17 protein-coding genes are annotated in these 17,127 nt (G+C 64.0%); 2 read left to right on the top strand and 15 right to left on the bottom strand.

Features of this window, described 5'->3' with window-relative positions:
- Nucleotides 1–5 precede the first annotated feature (5 nt).
- Nucleotides 6–1,277 carry an Hsp70 family protein gene (locus AC58X1_RS10130; protein ID WP_150571345.1) on the bottom strand — a complete coding sequence of 424 codons (1,272 nt, stop codon included), beginning with the start codon at nt 1,275–1,277 and terminating at the stop codon, nt 6–8.
- Nucleotides 1,278–1,441: 164 nt separating this feature from the next.
- On the opposite strand from AC58X1_RS10130, the gene cbpA reads away from it, so the two are divergent.
- Together cbpA and AC58X1_RS10120 are read left to right on the top strand one after the other, a co-directional pair.
- Nucleotides 1,442–2,404: a curved DNA-binding protein gene (cbpA, locus tag AC58X1_RS10125; RefSeq protein WP_101316014.1), complete on the top strand. Its 963-nt coding sequence runs from the start codon at nt 1,442–1,444 to the stop codon at nt 2,402–2,404.
- A gap of 2 nt (nt 2,405–2,406) precedes the next feature.
- Nucleotides 2,407–2,712 carry a chaperone modulator CbpM gene (locus tag AC58X1_RS10120; protein WP_188035241.1) on the top strand — a complete coding sequence of 102 codons (306 nt, stop codon included), beginning with the start codon at nt 2,407–2,409 and terminating at the stop codon, nt 2,710–2,712.
- 145 nt (nt 2,713–2,857) lie between these two features.
- Here the strand turns inward: AC58X1_RS10120 and AC58X1_RS10115 are convergent, their stop codons facing one another.
- The 14 genes from AC58X1_RS10115 to AC58X1_RS10050 all read right to left on the bottom strand — a co-directional run bounded on the left by AC58X1_RS10115 (nt 2,858) and on the right by AC58X1_RS10050 (nt 17,053).
- Nucleotides 2,858–3,367 carry a GNAT family N-acetyltransferase gene (locus AC58X1_RS10115; protein ID WP_188035242.1) on the bottom strand — a complete coding sequence of 170 codons (510 nt, stop codon included), beginning with the start codon at nt 3,365–3,367 and terminating at the stop codon, nt 2,858–2,860.
- 31 nt (nt 3,368–3,398) lie between these two features.
- Nucleotides 3,399–4,097, bottom strand: a complete 699-nt coding sequence (gene urtE, locus AC58X1_RS10110; protein ID WP_101316020.1) for an urea ABC transporter ATP-binding subunit UrtE — start codon at nt 4,095–4,097, stop codon at nt 3,399–3,401.
- A gap of 50 nt (nt 4,098–4,147) precedes the next feature.
- Nucleotides 4,148–5,005, bottom strand: a complete 858-nt coding sequence (urtD, locus tag AC58X1_RS10105) for an urea ABC transporter ATP-binding protein UrtD (RefSeq protein WP_188035243.1) — start codon at nt 5,003–5,005, stop codon at nt 4,148–4,150.
- Nucleotides 5,002–6,081, bottom strand: a complete 1,080-nt coding sequence (gene urtC, locus AC58X1_RS10100; RefSeq protein ID WP_101316024.1) for an urea ABC transporter permease subunit UrtC — start codon at nt 6,079–6,081, stop codon at nt 5,002–5,004. The genes urtD and urtC overlap by 4 nt, the downstream gene beginning before the upstream one ends.
- On the bottom strand, nt 6,081–7,568 hold the full coding sequence (gene urtB / locus AC58X1_RS10095; RefSeq protein WP_101316026.1) for an urea ABC transporter permease subunit UrtB: 1,488 nt from the start codon (nt 7,566–7,568) through the stop codon (nt 6,081–6,083). The genes urtC and urtB overlap by 1 nt, the downstream gene beginning before the upstream one ends.
- A 99-nt stretch (nt 7,569–7,667) precedes the next feature.
- The gene (urtA, locus tag AC58X1_RS10090) at nt 7,668–8,933 is read right to left on the bottom strand and encodes an urea ABC transporter substrate-binding protein (RefSeq protein ID WP_101316028.1); all 1,266 of its coding nucleotides are present in this window, start codon (nt 8,931–8,933) and stop codon (nt 7,668–7,670) included.
- A gap of 195 nt (nt 8,934–9,128) precedes the next feature.
- A complete protein-coding gene (gene cycA / locus AC58X1_RS10085) occupies nt 9,129–10,532 on the bottom strand; it encodes a D-serine/D-alanine/glycine transporter (RefSeq protein WP_150571350.1) in 1,404 nt (467 codons plus the stop codon).
- A 134-nt stretch (nt 10,533–10,666) separates the two neighbouring features.
- On the bottom strand, nt 10,667–12,031 hold the full coding sequence (locus tag AC58X1_RS10080; protein ID WP_497428805.1) for a PepSY-associated TM helix domain-containing protein: 1,365 nt from the start codon (nt 12,029–12,031) through the stop codon (nt 10,667–10,669).
- Nucleotides 12,032–12,080: 49 nt separating this feature from the next.
- Nucleotides 12,081–14,144: a TonB-dependent copper receptor gene (locus AC58X1_RS10075; RefSeq protein WP_497428804.1), complete on the bottom strand. Its 2,064-nt coding sequence runs from the start codon at nt 14,142–14,144 to the stop codon at nt 12,081–12,083.
- Nucleotides 14,145–14,210: 66 nt separating this feature from the next.
- On the bottom strand, nt 14,211–14,663 hold the full coding sequence (locus AC58X1_RS10070) for a DUF2946 domain-containing protein (protein ID WP_259075237.1): 453 nt from the start codon (nt 14,661–14,663) through the stop codon (nt 14,211–14,213).
- 25 nt (nt 14,664–14,688) lie between these two features.
- Nucleotides 14,689–15,171: a copper chaperone PCu(A)C gene (locus AC58X1_RS10065; protein ID WP_497428803.1), complete on the bottom strand. Its 483-nt coding sequence runs from the start codon at nt 15,169–15,171 to the stop codon at nt 14,689–14,691.
- Nucleotides 15,172–15,219: 48 nt separating this feature from the next.
- Nucleotides 15,220–15,609 carry a DUF2946 domain-containing protein gene (locus AC58X1_RS10060; RefSeq protein WP_181089637.1) on the bottom strand — a complete coding sequence of 130 codons (390 nt, stop codon included), beginning with the start codon at nt 15,607–15,609 and terminating at the stop codon, nt 15,220–15,222.
- Nucleotides 15,610–15,738: 129 nt separating this feature from the next.
- Complete coding sequence (locus AC58X1_RS10055) at nt 15,739–16,590, bottom strand: SPFH domain-containing protein (protein WP_101316041.1); 852 nt, start codon at nt 16,588–16,590, stop codon at nt 15,739–15,741.
- A gap of 25 nt (nt 16,591–16,615) precedes the next feature.
- Nucleotides 16,616–17,053 carry an NfeD family protein gene (locus AC58X1_RS10050; protein ID WP_150573858.1) on the bottom strand — a complete coding sequence of 146 codons (438 nt, stop codon included), beginning with the start codon at nt 17,051–17,053 and terminating at the stop codon, nt 16,616–16,618.
- Nucleotides 17,054–17,127 lie beyond the last annotated feature (74 nt).

Below are 17,127 nucleotides of genomic sequence, written 5' to 3'. Positions count from 1 at the left end.
GAGGCTCACAGCGCGCCGTAACGCTTGCGCGCTTCGATCGCCAGGCCGCTGCCGATGCTGCCGAAGATATTGCCTTCGACGTGGCGAGCATTGGGCAGCATCGCCGCAACGCTGTTGCGCAGCGCCGGGATGCCGCTGGAGCCGCCGGTGAAGAACACCGTGTCGACCTGGCCCTCAGTGACGCCAGCCTTGTTCAGCAATTCGCTGACGCTGCCGCGGACCCGTTGCAGCAGGCTGCCAATGGCGTCTTCGAACAACGCGCGGGTCAGCTCGACGGTCAGTTCCGGTTCGACCCGGCGCATGTCGATCTGGCGGCTGGGCTGGTCGGTCAGCTCGATCTTGCTGGCCTCGATCTCCATCGCCAGCCAGTGCCCGGCACGCTGCTCGATCAGCTTGAACAGACGATCGATGCCCAGCGCGTCTTCGATGTCATAGCGCATGTTGCCCAGCGCCAGCTGTGATTTCTGCGAATACACGGCGTTGATGGTGTGCCAGGTGGCCAGGTTCAAGTGGTAGCTGGTCGGCATCAGCGCACCGCTCTTCATCTTGCTGCCGTAGCCGAACAGCGGCATCACGCCTTGCAGGCTCAACTGCTTGTCGAAGTCGGTACCGCCAATGTGCACACCGCCGGTGGCGAGAATGTCACTCTGGCGCTCGGCCAGATGGTGGCGATCGGGCGACAGGCGAATCAGGGTGAAGTCGGAGGTACCACCGCCGATATCGACGATCAGTACCAGCTCTTCGCGGCTGATGCCGGACTCGTAATCGAAGGCCGCAGCAATTGGCTCGTACTGGAACGACACGTCCTTGAAGCCGATCTTGCGCGCTACGTCGGCAAGGGTGTCTTCGGCTTCCTGGTCGGCCGCCGGGTCATCGTCGACGAAGAATACCGGGCGGCCCAGCACGACTTGCTCGAAGCTGCGGTCGGCGTCGGCTTCGGCGCGTTTTTTCAGCTCGCCGATGAACATCCCGAGCAGGTCCTTGAACGGCAGGGCAGTGCCGAGCACGCTGGTGTCATGCTTGATCAGCTTGGAACCGAGCAGGCTTTTGAGCGAGCGCATCAGGCGCCCTTCGTAGCCTTCGAGGTATTCGTGCAGGGCCAGGCGGCCGTACACCGGGCGACGCTCCTCGATATTGAAGAACACCACCGAGGGCAAGGTGATCTTGCCTTGCTCGAGGGCGATCAGCGACTCGGCACCCGGGCGGTGCCAGCCGACCGTGGAGTTGGAGGTGCCAAAATCGATGCCCAGGGCACGGGCCGGGGATACGTCGGACATGGACAATTTACTTCCGGAGGCAAAACGGCCGCGCAGTTTATGCCCTTTGCCAGCAGAATCAAGACCAGTCGTCTGCTCCACGGCAACCCCAAACCGCCCTTGAAAGGCTATGCTTGGTCCCTATCTTCAGATGCAACACGCAAATTCACACTGGTGATCCATAGATGGACTTCAAAGACTATTACAAGATACTCGGCGTAGAGCCCACCGCGGACGATAAGGCGATCAAGGCCGCGTACCGCAAGCTGGCCCGCAAGTATCACCCCGATGTCAGCAAGGAGCGCGATGCCGAGGACAAGTTCAAAGAGGCCAACGAGGCCTACGAAGTGCTTGGTGACGCGCAGAAACGCGCTGAATTCGACGAGATCCGCAAGTATGGCGGCCAGCACGGCCGGCCGTTCCAGGCCCCGCCCGGCTGGCAGGGTCGCGGCGCTGGCGCGGACAATGGTTTCGAAGGCGGCGACTTCTCCGACTTCTTCAGCTCGATCTTTGGCGCACGTGGCGGCAGCCCGTTCGGACGCGGACAGCAGCAACAGCAACGCAGTGCGGGCAGACGAGGGCAGGACGTGGAACTGGAGCTGGCGGTTTTCCTTGAGGAGACCCTGAACAAAGAGTCCAAGCAGATCAGCTTCCAGATCCCGCAGACCAACGCCGCCGGGCAGCGCACCGGGTTCACCACCAAGACCCTCAACGTCAAGATCCCGGCCGGGGTCACCGACGGCGAGCGCATCCGCCTCAAGGGCCAGGGTGCGCCAGGGGTTGGCGGTGGTGCCAATGGCGACCTGTTCCTGACCATTCGCATGGCGCCGCATCCGCTGTTCGATGTCGAAGGCCATGACCTGATCATCACCGTGCCGCTGGCGCCGTGGGAAGCCGCGCTGGGCACCAAGGTCGCGGTACCGACCCTGACCGGCAAGATCAACCTGACCATCCGCCCCGACAGCCAGAGCGGCCAGCGCCTGCGCGTCAAAGGCATGGGCTTGAGCAACAAGCAGGGCGAGCGCGGTGATCTGTACGCGCAATTGAAGGTGGTCATGCCGACCCAGTCGGACGACGCCACCCGTGAACTGTGGGCCAAGCTTGCCGAGAAGGCCGCGTTCAACCCGAGGACTCAATGGAGTAGTTGATCATGAGCAGCACCCTGATCGTTCAACTGGACATGCGCACCCTCTGCCAGGAAGCCAATATCACGGCTGACTGGGTGATCGAAATCGTCGAGCACGGCATTGTTCAACCATCGGGGCGAACGCCGGAAGACTGGCTGTTCGACGACCGCGCGCCGGTAACGCTCAAGCGCGCGGTCAAGCTGCATCAGGAGCTGGAACTGGAGTGGGAAGGCGTGGCGCTGGCGCTGGAGTTGCTGGAAGAAGTGCAGCACCTGCGCAGCGAGAACAGCATGCTGCGCCAGCGTTTGGGGCGGTTTACCCAGATGTGACTCGCCACAGGGCCATCGACCGGCGCGTGGCCTGTAGGAGCGGCCTTGTGTCGCGAAAGGCCCGCAAAGCGGGCCCGGCGATGTCAGCGGCGGAGCTGAAATTTTTGGGGCCGCTGCGCGACCCTTTCGCGACACAAGGCCGCTCCTACAGGTGCGCGGGGTCCAGTAGCAATTGCATGAAGGTCAGGTCCAGCCAGCGACCAAACTTGATGCCGACCTGCGGCATCTGCCCGGTCACAATGAACCCCAGCCGCTCATGCAACCGCACCGACGCCGCATTGCCGCTCTCGATCGCAGCCACCATCACATGCTTGCCGCAGCCACGCGCACGCTCGATCAGTGCCGCCATCAGCAACGGCCCCAGGCCCTTGCCGCGTTGATCATCGCGCACATACACCGAATGCTCGACGGTGTGCCGAAAACCCTCGAACGGGCGCCAGTCGCCAAACGATGCATAGCCCAGCACGCCGCTGTCATCGGCTACCACCAGAATCGGATAGCCCTGCTCAGCCCGCGCCGCAAACCAGGCCTGGCGGTTGGCCAGGTCCACCGGGGTCTCGTTCCAGATCGCCGTGGTATTGCGCACGGCATCGTTGTAGATGGCGAGAATGCCCGGCACATCGGCAGCCTGGGCATCGCGAATCGGGTAGCTCATGACAACGTCTCGCAGAAGGATTGCCTGCAGATTAAATGGTTACCAACCCGCGCACACCTTCGGCCTGCATGTTTTCGCCACGGCCTTGCTGGATGATCTCGCCGCGGGCCATCACCAGGTACTGATCGGCCAGCTCCTCGGCAAAATCATAGAACTGCTCGACCAGCAAAATGGCCATGTCGCCGCGGTCGGCCAGCTTGCGGATCACCGCGCCGATTTCCTTGATCACCGACGGCTGGATGCCTTCGGTAGGCTCGTCGAGGATCAACAAGCGTGGCCGGCTGGCCAGGGCACGACCGATGGCCAGCTGCTGTTGCTGGCCGCCGGACAAGTCACCGCCACGGCGCTGCTTCATCTGCTCAAGTACCGGGAACAGCTCATAGATGAACGCCGGCACTTCCCGCGCCTCGCGGGCCGGGAAACGTGACAGGCCCATCAGCAGGTTTTCTTCAACGGTCAGCCGGGCAAAGATCTCCCGCCCCTGTGGCACATAAGCGATGCCGGCATGCACCCGCTGCTGCGGCTTGAGCGTGGTGATCGGCTGGTCTTCCCAGTGCACGCTGCCTTCCCGCGCCGGCACCAGCCCCATCAAACAGCGCAGCAAGGTAGTCTTGCCGACCCCATTGCGCCCGAGCAGACAGGTCACTTCACCGATCTTGGCCTCGAATGACAGGCCACGCAGGATATGGCTGCCGCCGTAGTACTGATGCAGGGTATCGATTTTCAGCATGTGCAAATCCTTGAGCGCAACGGTTGGCGCGGTCTGTTGGCAAACAACGATCAGCGGCCCAGGTAAACCTCGATCACCCGCTCATCCGCCTGCACCTGCTCCAGCGAGCCTTCGGCCAGCACGCTGCCTTGGTGCAGCACGGTGACGTGGTCGGCGATGCTGCCGACAAAGCCCATGTCGTGCTCCACCACCATCAGCGAATGGCTGCGCGCGAGGCCCTTGAACAGCTCGGCGGTGAACTCGGTTTCGGCATCGGTCATGCCTGCCACCGGCTCATCGAGCAGCAACAGTTGCGGCTCCTGGACCAACAGCATGCCGATTTCCAGAAACTGTTTTTGCCCGTGCGACAGCAGCCCGGCCTGGCGATGGGCCAAGGGCAGCAGGCGCAACTGGGTCAACACTGAGTCGATGCGCTCGCGCTGCTCGGATGACAGCCGCGAGGCCAGGCTAGCCCATACCGACTTGTCGGTCTTGAGCGCCAGTTCGAGGTTTTCACAGACGGTCAGCGCCTCGAACACCGTCGGCTTCTGGAACTTGCGACCTATGCCGGCCTGGGCGATCTGGTATTCGCTCATGCGGGTCAGGTCGAGGGTGTCGCCGAAAAACGCCGTGCCGGTGTCCGGGCGGGTCTTGCCGGTGATCACGTCCATCATGGTGGTCTTGCCGGCACCATTGGGGCCGATGATGCAGCGCAGCTCGCCAACCCCGATGTACAGGTTCAGCGCATTGAGCGCCTTGAAACCATCGAAGCTGACGCTGATGTCTTCCAGGCTCAGCACCGTGCCGTGGCGCACATCCAGGCCTATGCCGCGGCGCTGGCCGAGGCCGATCGCATCGCGCCCGGCGCCGATCTGGTCGAATACCGGTTCGAGCATGAATTCCGGGTGTACCGGTGGGATGCCTCTCATGGCTGGTTCCTTTTCTTCAACAGGCCGACCACGCCTTTGGGCAGGTACAGGGTGACGATGATGAACAGCGCGCCGAGGAAGAACAGCCAGAACTCCGGGAAGGCCACGGTGAACCAGCTCTTCATGCCATTGACCAGGCCCGCTCCGAGCAGTGGCCCGATCAACGTGCCGCGTCCGCCCAGTGCTACCCATACGGCAGCCTCGATGGAGTTGGTCGGCGACATTTCACTGGGGTTGATGATGCCCACCTGTGGTACGTACAACGCCCCGGCCAGGCCGCACAGCACGGCGCTGAGCACCCACACCAGCAGCTTGAAACCGCGCGGGTCATAGCCGCAGAACATCAGCCGGTTCTCCGCATCACGCAGTGCCGTCAGCAGGCGGCCGAACTTGCTCTGGGTCAGCCGCCAGCACAGGTACAGGCTGGCCAGCAGCAGGCCGACGGTAAGCAGGAACAACACTGCGCGGGTGCCTTGCGCGGCCACATCGAAGCCGGCAATGGTGCGGAAGTTGGTGAAGCCGTTGTTGCCGCCAAAGCCGGTTTCGTTACGGAAGAACAGCAGCATGCCGGCGAAGGTCAGCGCCTGGGTCATGATCGAGAAGTACACGCCCTTGATCCGTGAGCGGAAGGCGAACCAACCAAACACCAGCGCGAGCAGGCCCGGCGCCAGCACTACCAGGCACAGCGCCCAGGCGAGATGCTGGGTGCCGGCCCAGAACCATGGCAGCTCGGTCCACGACAGAAAGGTCATGAACGCCGGCAGGCCGTCACCCGCCGCCTGGCGCATCAGGTACATGCCCATGGCGTAGCCGCCGAGGGCGAAGAACAATCCATGCCCCAGCGAAAGCATGCCGGCGTAGCCCCACACCAGGTCCAGCGCCAGCGCGACAATGGCGTAACAAAGGATCTTGCCGACCAGCGTCAGGGTGTAGGCCGAGACCTGCAACGAGTGCTCTGCGGGTAGCAGCGACAACAGCGGCAAGGCCAGTAGCAGCAGGACAACAACGATGCCGATGGCCAGCGACAGGCGCGGCCCGGCCTTTTGTGCGGCGGTGACAAGCAGTGGCTGGTTCATCAGTCGATTACCCGTCCCTTGAGAGCGAACAAGCCTTGCGGGCGCTTCTGAATGAACAGGATGATCAGCGCAAGGATAAGGATCTTGCCCAGCACCGCACCGATCTGCGGCTCGAGCAGTTTGTTGGCGATGCCCAGGCCGAACGCGGCCCACAGCGTGCCGGCAAGCTGGCCGACGCCACCGAGAACCACCACCAGGAACGAGTCGATGATGTAGCTCTGGCCAAGGTCTGGGCCGACGTTGCCGACCTGGCTCAGGGCCACCCCGCCAAGGCCGGCGATGCCCGAGCCAAGGCCGAAGGCGAGCATGTCGACGCGGCCGGTGGAGACCCCGCAGCAGGCAGCCATGTTGCGGTTCTGGGTGACCGCGCGCACGTTCAGCCCCAGCCGGGTGCGGTTGAGCAGCAGCCAGGTGAGCAGCACCACCGCCAGGGCAAAGCCGATGATCACCATGCGGTTGTAGGGCAGTACCAGATTCGGCAGCACTTGAATCCCGCCGGACAGCCACGCCGGGTTGGCTACCTCGACGTTCTGCGCGCCAAACAGCAGGCGGATCGCCTGGATCAGGATCAGGCTGATGCCCCAGGTCGCCAGCAGGGTTTCCAGTGGGCGACCGTACAGATGACGGATCACTGTGCGCTCCAGCGCCATACCGACCCCGGCACTGACGGCGAACGCCACCGGCAGGGCGATCAGCGGGTAGAACTCGATGGCGCCTGGCGCGTAGCGCTGCAGCAGTACCTGGACCATGTAGGTGCTGTAGGCGCCGAGCATGAGCATCTCGCCGTGGGCCATGTTGATCACCCCAAGCAAGCCGAAGGTGATCGCCAGGCCCAGTGCTGCCAGCAGCAGGATCGAGCCCAGCGACAGGCCGCTGAAGGCCTGCCCGAGCAGTTCACCGATCAGCAGCTTGCGCTTGACCTGGGCCAGGCTGGTTTCGGCGGCGGTGCGCACGGCGGCGTCGGTCTCGACACCGGGCTGCAACAGCGCTTCAAGACGGGTGCGGGCCAAAGGGTCGCCGGTTTCGCCGAGCAGACGCACTGCGGCCAGGCGTACCGAGGGCTCGCTGGCGACCAGTTGCAGGTTGGCCAGGGCCAGGCCCAGAGCGGCATGCACCGCTGGGTCTGACTCATTGGCGAAGCGCCGGTCTAGAAACGCCACCTGTGCCGGCTGGGCGCTGCGTTGCAGTTCGCCAGCCGCGGCCAGCCGCACGCGGGCGTCATCGCTGAGCAACTGATGGCTGGCCAGGGCATTGTCGATCAGGCCGCGCAGACGGTTGTTCAGGCGCAGCTTGCGCGTGTCGCCGTCGGCGATCCGGCCTTGTTTCAGCGCGGTCAGCAGCGCCAGCCGCGCAGGCTCTGGCTGGGCTGCCCAGTCCTGCAGCAGGCGGGCCTGGTCTGCGGGCTTGGCAGCGTAGAAGAGGTCGCCCTCGCTGGCCTGGGTTGCCAGCGGCAGCAGCAGGAGCAGGGCGAGCAGGAATCTGAGCATTGGTTGATCCTGTTGTGTCAGGGGGAGGCGAGGGCTGCGCGCTCGATCGCGACACAAGGCCGCTCCTACAGGAAAGGGCCGCAGAGCGGCCCCCGTCACTTAGTTACCCTTCACCGCATAATCCGGACGCTTGTCGTTGCCAGGAATGAACGGGCTCCACGGTTGCGCACGCAGGGGCTGCTCGGTCTCCCAGACCACACTGAACTGACCGTCATCCTGGATCTCGCCGATCATTACCGGCTTGTGCAAGTGGTGGTTGGTCTTGTCCATGGTCAGGGTGTAGCCCGACGGCGCGGCAAAGGTCTGTCCGGCCAGCGCTTCGCGGACCTTGTCGACATCGGTGGACTTGGCCTTCTCGACCGCCTGCGCCCACATATTGATACCGACATAGGTGGCTTCCATCGGGTCGTTGGTCACCGCCTTGTCGGCGCCCGGCAGATTTTTTGCCTTGGCGTAGGCCTTCCAGTCCGCGACGAACTTCTGGTTGACCGGGTTATCCACCGACTCGAAGTAGTTCCACGCCGCCAGGTGGCCGACCAGCGGCTTGGTGTCGATACCGCGCAGCTCCTCTTCGCCCACCGAGAACGCCACTACCGGTACGTCGGTGGCCTTCAGGCCCTGGTTGGCCAGTTCTTTGTAGAACGGCACGTTGGAGTCGCCGTTGACGGTGGAGATCACCGCGGTCTTGCCGCCGGCAGAGAACTTCTTGATGTTGGCGACAATGGTCTGATAATCAGCGTGGCCGAACGGCGTGTACACCTCTTCTATGTCCTTGTCGGCCACACCTTTGCTGTGCAGGAAGGCCCGCAGAATCTTGTTGGTGGTGCGCGGGTAGACATAGTCGGTGCCGAGCAGGAAGAAGCGCTTGGCGCTGCCGCCGTCTTCGCTCATCACGTATTCCACCGCCGGGATCGCTTGCTGGTTAGGCGCCGCGCCGGTGTAGAAGACGTTTGGCGACATCTCTTCACCTTCGTACTGCACCGGGTAGAACAGCAGCCCATTGAGCTCCTCGAACACCGGCAGCACCGACTTGCGCGACACCGACGTCCAGCAGCCGAACACCACCGCGACCTTGTCCTGGGTCAGCAACTGGCGGCTTTTCTCTGCGAACAGCGGCCAGTTGGAAGCCGGGTCGACCACCACCGCTTCGAGCATTTTGCCATTGACCCCGCCCTTGGCGTTGATCTGGTCGATGGTCATCAACGCCATGTCCTTGAGCGAGGTCTCGGAAATGGCCATGGTCCCCGACAGCGAATGCAGGATGCCGACCTTGATGGTCTCGGCGGCCTGGATACTCCAGCTCAGGCCCATCGCCGCAATCGATGCGCTAAGGGTAAAGGCCTTGATCAGACTGCGACGCTTCATGTGCTCTCTCCGCTGAGTTTTTTATGCTGTTGGCGACTCTGCAGGAGACATTGCAAGCGCTGTGCCCGCTTTTCGGACACGGCCAAAGCCCCGGTTTCCGGGGCTTTGCGGGGGAAGGGTAGGGTTGCTGGGTCCAGCTTGGTGCTGGCGCCCGAGGCGTGCACGGTATTGGGGCCGCTAGGCGGCCCCAAGCAGTCAGCGGTCCATTGCGGCCCGCGGCTGGCGCTTGCTGCGCACGAACTGGTAGGTCACTGCCAGCAGCAGGAACCAGATCGGCGTCACTACCAGCGCCGAGCGGGTGTCGGCCTCAAGGCTGAGCAGCACCAGAATCGCGGCGAAGAACACCAGGCACACGTAGCACATGAAGCGCCCGCCGGGCATCTTGTAGATCGAGCTTTGATGCAGCGCCGGGCGCTGGCTGCGGTACTTCAGGTACGACAGCAGGATCAGCGTCCAGACGAACATGAACAGCACCGCCGACACCGTGGTCACCAGGGTGAAGGCTTCGATCACGTTCGGCACCAGGTAGATCAACACCGCGCCCAGCAGCAGGCAGGCGCAGGAGAAGAACAGACCGTTGGCCGGGACCGCGCGGCGCGAGAGCTTCTCGAAGGCCTTCGGTGCATCGCCTTCCTGGGCCAGGCCGAACAGCATGCGGCTGGTGGAGAACACGCCGCTGTTGGCCGACGAGGCGGCCGAGGTCAGCACCACGAAGTTGATGATGCTGGCCGCAGCAGGCAGGCCGGCGAGGACGAACAGCTCGACGAACGGGCTCTTGCCCGGCACCACGTCCCGCCACGGCGTCACTGCCATGATCGCGATCAGGGCCAGCACGTAGAAGACGATGATGCGGATCGGGATCGAGTTGATCGCCCGCGGCAGGGTGCGCTCCGGGTCTTTCGCTTCGGCGGCGGTGGTGCCGACCAGCTCGATACCGACAAAGGCGAACACGGCGATCTGGAAACCGGCGAAGAAGCCCATCAGGCCATGGGGGAACATGCCGTCATCGTTCCACAGGTTGGCCAGCTGCGCAGTGCTGCCAGTGGGCGACTGGAAGCCGGTGATGACCATATACAGGCCGGTGGCGACCAGGCCGAGGATGGCGACGATCTTGATCAGGGCGAACCAGAATTCCATCTCGCCGAACATCTTCACCGTCACCAGGTTCAGCGACAGCAGCAGCGCCACGCAGCTCAGCGCCGGGATCCACTGCGGCAGGTCAGGGAACCAGAACTGGGTGTAGGCGGCGATCGCGACCACGTCGGCGATACCGGTGACGACCCAGCAGAACCAGTAGGTCCAGCCGGTGAAGTAACCGGCCCAGGGCCCGAGCAGGTCGGCCGAAAAGTCGATGAAGGACTTGTAGTTGAGGTTCGACAGCAGCAGCTCGCCCATCGCCCGCATGACGAAGAACAGCATGAAGCCGATGATCATGTAGACGAAGATGATCGACGGGCCAGCGAGGCTGATGGTCTTGCCCGAACCCATGAACAGGCCGGTGCCGATGGCGCCACCGATGGCGATAAGCTGAATGTGGCGGTTGCTCAGGTTGCGTTGCAGATGCTGATCATCTGGCTCGGGGGTGGAGGTCACGGTCATTGGCTGCATTCCATTATTGGTTCAGTCTTTTTTTGCTAGCCGAGTAGGCTAACACGCCCGTTCCAGATCGGGGCGTGACAGATCGACACGAGTTTTGCGTGACAGTCCGGGGGCGCAAAGCGCCCCCGGCTATCTCAAGCCCGAACCACCATCCGCCGCCTCACCACGCAACGATCAACCACCCACATCACCAGCATCGACGCCCCTACCAGCGGAAACGCGACGCCCAAGACCAGCATCACCACCGTCGCCGTCTTCCACCGCGGCAAATCATGGCGCAGCGGCGGTACCCCCAGGCCACCCTCGGGCCGGCGCTTCCACCACATCACCAGACCGCTCACCGAACCGAGCAGAATCATCAGGCACACCAGCAAGATCACGATCTGGTTGAACGCGCCAAACATCTTGCCCTCATGCAGCATCACGCCCAGCTCAGTCGCGCGGGCGACCGGGCTGTAGTCCTGCCAGCGCACATCGGCCAGCACCTGGCCGGTGTACTGGTCGACATGCAGGGTGGCGTCGTTGCGGGGATCATCAGCAAACACCGCAATGGTAAACACGCCGTCGGCGGTGGTCGGCAGAGTGATGCTGTAGCCGGGCTCGACCTGGCGGCTGCTGGCAATGTCCTCGACCTGCTGCAGGCTGACCTGCGGCGCCGCTGGCTTGCTCGACATCATGTGGTGCCCGGCGTGTTCGGCATGGGCGCCCGACTGCGGCATCGGCGTGTTCTCCATCGCCCAGGGCACGGTCTGCCGATGCGCCTGGTTGAGCACCCGCGCCTGCTGGTCCGACTTGGGCACGTCATTCCACATCGCCGCCGGGAAGCGGTTCCACAGATCGGCATACTGCTTGCCCCACATGCCAGTCCAGGTCATGCCGCTGAGCAGCATCAGCAGCAACAGCGCCGATCCCCAGAAGCCGCTGACCGCATGCAGGTCGCGCCACAGCAGCCTGCCGCGCGAGGCAAAGCGCGGCCAGAGCACACCGGCACTGCTGCGCCCGCGCGGCCACCACAGGTACAGCCCCGACACCACCAGCACAATGCCCCAGCCAGCGGCCAGTTCCACCAGCCGGTCGCCGACGGTGCCGACCATCAGCTCGCCATGCAGGGCACGGGCGATGGCCTGCAGGTTCTGCTTGGCGTCCTGCTCGCCGAGCACCTTGGCGTTGTACGGATCGACGAACACGTTCAGCTCACGGCCGCCGTCATGCACCACGAATTGCGCGCTGCGCTCGCTGTTCAGCGGCGGCAGGTACTGGCCGACGTGGCCCTGTGGATAAGCCTGCTGAACCTGCGCCAGCAGCGCGTCGGCGTTCTGGCGATGGTGGCCGCCTTCGACCACCATCAGCTCGCGGTACATCAGCGGATCGAGCTGTGGCTTGAACAGGTAGATGATCCCGGTGAGCGCCAGCAGAATCATGAATGGCGCAACGAACAGCCCGGCATAGAAGTGCCAGCGCCAGGCCAGGTTATAGAAGGAAATACGCGGTCCGCCCATGGAACCTCCCATCAGAGGGGCGCGGTCATGGCCGCGCCCGTTGTAATTGTCAGAAGCTGAGATCGACTTTGGTCCAGAAGGTCCGGCCAGGTTCAGTCACCGGCTGCGGATCGTTCGCCGGGTAACCAAAACCGGCGTTGCCGGCCAGGTTCAGGTGCTCGGCGTAAGCCTTGTCGAACAGGTTGTCGACGCCGGCGCTGAGCTTGAGATTGCGCGTGACCTTGTAGGCGCCGTTGAGCGAGAACACGCCAAAGCCTGCGCTTTTTTGATAGTCCTTGCCGACCACATTGCCCTGATTTTCAGCGACGCGGTTCTGCGCCGAGACCAACCGCCACAACGCCCCGGTGCTCCAGTTGTCCTGGCTGTAGGTAAGGCCCAGGCGGCTTTCCAGTGGCGGCATCTGCGGCAGGGCCTTGCCGTCGCTGCTGTTTTTGCCCCAAGCGTAAGCCAGGGTCGCATCGGCCTTCCAGTTTTCCGACAGCTTGTACGCCGCGCCCAGCTCGCCGCCCATGATCCGCGCATCGATGTTCTGCGCCTGGGTGGTGCTCATGCCCATCATGCCGGTCTGGTAGTCGAACAAAATGTAGTCGCGGATCTGCCCGACATAGCCCGAGGCCCAGGCTTGCAGGCGCTCGTCACGGTACTGGATGCCGAAGTCGAGCTGGGTGGTTTTCTCCGGTTTGATCGCGTCGAAGGCGTTGCGCGCACCGGCCGGGCCGTCGGCCGAGAACAGCTCCCAGTAATCCGGGAAGCGTTGCGCATGGCCAAGGCCGATGTAGGTGGTGGCCGACAGCGCGCTGAGGTCATGCTCATAGCGGACAAAGCCGCTGGGCAGAGTATCGGCGCGAGTGTTGCCGGCGGTGGCCTGGTCGCTGCGCAGATCGCGCGCCGAAGCGCGGTCAAGGCGGGCACCGCTGATCAATCGGTCTTCGCCGCTCGCGTACCAGGTCAGCTCGGCGAACGCGCCGTAGTTGTGGAACTCGGCATCCTTGCTCCACGGCTGGCCACGGTGCGCGTCGACGCCCATGCCGCTGCGCTGGCGGTGCTCGCTGCTTTGCGCATCGATACCGTTGATCAACTGCACATCGGCCCAACGCCAGGTGGCCTTGATCCGCGCGCCGAGGGTGCGCCGGTCGACGTTGGCGACCATCGGCATGCCCATCATGCCGCTGCCGGACGGGGTGCGCAGGCTGTAGTTGTCCATCACGTGGTCGGCGTAGTTGTAGTAGACCTGCGCCTCGATCTTGTCGAGCACCTCGCCGAGGTTGGATTTTTCGAAGCGCAGGCCCAGGCTTTCGCGCTTGAACTGCGAGCCGTCCATGCCGCGCCCGGCGTAACGGGCTTCGCCGTCACCTTTGCCGGCGGTGAGCTCGAGCAGGGTGTCGGCATCCGGCGTCCAGCCAAGGCTGACGTCGCCGTTCCACTTGTCCCAGCGCGACGGCACGCTGTCGCCGTTGCCGTCGCGGTAGTCATCCGAGCGTGACTGGTTGCCGACGAAGCGCGCATACGCCTCGCTGTTGCCGGCGGCGACGTCGAGCAGCTTGTCGAAGCGGCCATTGGAGCCGGCCAGCAGGCTGGCGTTGACTCGGCTGCCAAGCTCGCCGAACTGCTCCGGCTCGCGTTCGAAGAGGATCGTCCCGGCCGAGCCGCCGGGACCCCAGATCACAGTTTGCGGGCCTTTGATCACGGTAAGGCGGTCATAGGTTTCCGGCGAGATGTACGAGGTTGGCGCGTCCATCCGGTTGGGGCAGGCGCCGAGCATCTGGCCGCCATTGGTGAGGATGTTCAGGCGCGAGCCGAACATGCCGCGCAACACCGGATCGCCGTTGGTGCCGCCAGCGCGGATCGCCGAGAAGCCGGGGATGGTCTTCAGGTAGTCGGCACCATCACTGGCCGGCACTGGTTGGCGCGGGTCCTTGGGGTTGGTGACGATGGTCAGCGGCGAGCTGGGGGCGACGGCGGTGATTACCGTCGGGCTCAGCTCGGCGGCGTCGTGGTCCTGGCCAACATGGCCGCTGTCGGCGGCGATAGCCAAGGGGCTCAGCAGCGAGCCGCAGAGCACGGCGATAGTGCCGCGCAGGGAAAGGGTGAAAACGGGGATGCAGCCGGACATAGTGATTCCAGTCGATCAGTCGAATATGAGCGCACAGCCTCCTGGCTGCGTGCGGTCAATGGATGTTCAGACGTAGATCGACTGGGCAGGTGGCGCCCGGCTGCGGGCGCCGGGGAAAATCGCCTGGCGCGCGTGGCCGTGGCGGGTGGCGCTTGGCGGGGGCGGGGCAGGTGGAACGCGGCTGGCGTTGAGCGGGCTGAAGCTCTGCGGCAGCGCCGGGCAGTTGAACAGCAGGGTGCAATAGCCGCACTTGGCCCACAGCGCGTGCAGCTCGGCGTCATCGCTATGGTTGTGGTGGTGCTTGCTGTCGGCGTGGGCATGGCTGGCGGGCATGGGCATGTTCATGGCCATGTCGCTGGACATGCTCATGCTCATGCCCGTGTGGTGCTCCATCGGCATCGACTGAGAAATCAGCGGCCCGATGAAGATCATCCACATGGCAAACAGGCTCAGCCAGCCGCCACCGGCGCGCCTGCGAGCAGGGCGGGTGGTACGGCGGTAGCTGTGTTTGCCCAGCACGTTCACGGCTGGCGCCTGTCAGCGGTCAGTGCGCGTGTTGCTGTTGCGGCTGGTCGGCCGGCGGCTGGTTCTGGACAGCCACTTGCACGGTGATGTCGCCGGCTTTTTCGAAGTGCAGGGTCAGCGGGAAGCGCTTGCCGTCGGTGAGCAGGCTGCGGTCCTTGGGCTGCATCAGCATCACGTGGTAGGCGCTGGGGGCGAACAGCAGGTCCTTGCCGGCGGGGATGGTCACGCCGTCGACCTGCTGCATTTTCATCAGGCCTGCTGCATTCATGGCGTGCTCATGCAGCTGCGCGTCATCACTGATCGGGCTGTCGACGCTGAGCAGGCGGTCGTCGCTGCTGCCACTGTTGTGCACGGTGAAATACGCCGCCACGTTGGGCGCATTGGGCGGCAGCTGCAGCGACCACGGGTGGGCGATGTGCAGGTCACCCTGAGTGTATTCATGGGCATTGGCGAATGCGCCAGGCAGCAACAGGGCGGCCACGACGAGGGCTTGCTTGAGCATGGGGAAATCTCCGATCTGGACAGGTTCAGGGCGCGGGGCGGCTGTAACTCAGGTCAGAGGAGAGGCGCGCGGATTGAGCGCAGGCCATAACTGGCGCGGCGTCGGTTGGTAGCTGGCAAGAATGCTCGCAGTGCCGTTGTCCATGGCGACAGGGATGTGCAACTGCGGCGGATGCCCAGGCAAGGCCAGCAGCGTCAGGCCGCCTGAGCAGCACCAGCAATGTTGCATGCTCGCGTGCTCGTCGCCTTGCGGGCCGAGGTCGATCTTGGCCAGCGCCTGCACTGCCGGCGTGGGCTTGACGCCCATGCTGGAGCAGAACGCCCCCCACAGCAGCTGCTCGGCCGCGCTTTTCGGCGCAGCGGAAGACAGCGGCATGGCCAGCAGATTGAACAGCACTGCAAGGCAGGCGATCCAGGCGATGGGCCGACGTGGGGGCATGGAGAGATCCGGTCAGGAATCGTGGTGGCTATTGTAAGGCGCAGTATAGGTAAAAATACCCCGGTGCGGTGAAGTGCCGCAGCTGCGCCTGTGCAATGGCCGCCCTGACCTGAGCGGGGCGGCGGTGTATCAGGCCTTGCGCCCGAGCAGCCCGCGCACTGTTTCTTGCAGGTCGGCCGGCAACACCACGATCTTGGAATTGTTGCTCGCAGCGAGGGTTTCCATCGCACCGATGTAACGCTCGCCAAGCAGGTACATGGCCGGAGTGGTCTCGCTGCCGACCGCCTCGCGCACCAGGGTAATCGCTCGGGCCGAGGCTTCGGCCAGGTTGATCTGCGCTTCTGCGTCGAGCCGAGCCGACTGCAGGCGCGCTTCGGCTTCCAGTACGGCCGCTTGCTTGGCACCCTCGGCGCGGGTCACGTCGGCTTTACGCTCACGCTCTGCGGCGGCCTGACGTTCCATCGCCAACTGCATGTTCGGCGACGGCTTGATGTCCTGGATTTCTACCGAGCGCACGGTCACGCCCCAGTCTTCGGTCTGCTCGGACATCGCTTCGCGCAGGCGCGCCTTGATCTGCTCGCGGCTGGACAGCGCTTCGTCGAGGTCCATGGCACCGACGATCGCCCGCAGCGAGGTCATGGTCAGGCTGGTCACGGCAAACGAGAAGTTCTGCACGCCGTAGGAGGCCTTCTGCGGGTCGATTACCTTGGCGAAGCACAGTGCGTTGGCGACGATGACGGCGTTGTCCTTGGTGATGATTTCCTGTTGCTGGACATCGAGGATGATGTCCTTGGTCGGCAGGCGATAGGCAACCACGTCCATGTACGGGATGAGGATGTTCAGGCCGGGCTTGAGCGTGCTGTGGTAGCGGCCCAGGCGCTCGACGATCCACTCTTCGCCCTGGGGCACGATGCGCACCCCTTTGAATACGGTGATCAGAACAAACAGTGCCAGGCAGGCGACGACGATTAGGCTGGTCATGGTGCAGCGTCCTTTAAGTACGGATTCAGGCCCGGGTGATCCGGGCGGTGTTGCCTTCGATGGCGGTCAGGCGCACACGCTCGCCGGCGGCGATGTCACTGTCGGCGATGCACACCCATTCCTCGTTGCCGAGGATCGGCTTCTGGAAGCGCACCCGGCCCTTCTGAAACTCCGAGACGGCCACGGTAAGCAGGCCGACCTCGCCGATCACGCTGTCGGCAGTCCAGCGCACGTCGGGTTTTTTCCGGCGAAACAGCTTGAACCAGAGCAGGGTAGTGGCCGACGAGAACAGCACCCACAGCAGCACCTGGCTGTCCAGTTGCAGGCTGGGTGCGATCAGGGCGATCAGCGCCACCAGCACGGCGCCGATGCCGAACCAGAGAATGAAGAACGTGGGCAGGACCAGTTCAAGCAGGATCAGGGCAACGCCGAAGACGAGCCAGATCCACCATTGCATTTCCATATGGGTGGCCTTCCAGGAGGGGAATGCGCAGTTTACGGCAGATGGCCGGATGGTGGCCATTGAGACGGTTCCTA

Source organism: Pseudomonas sp. PGPR N4 (assembly GCF_059693665.1).
The sequence above is the reverse complement of the archived record's forward strand: the minus strand, read 5'-3'. Positions and strand labels throughout refer to the sequence as shown.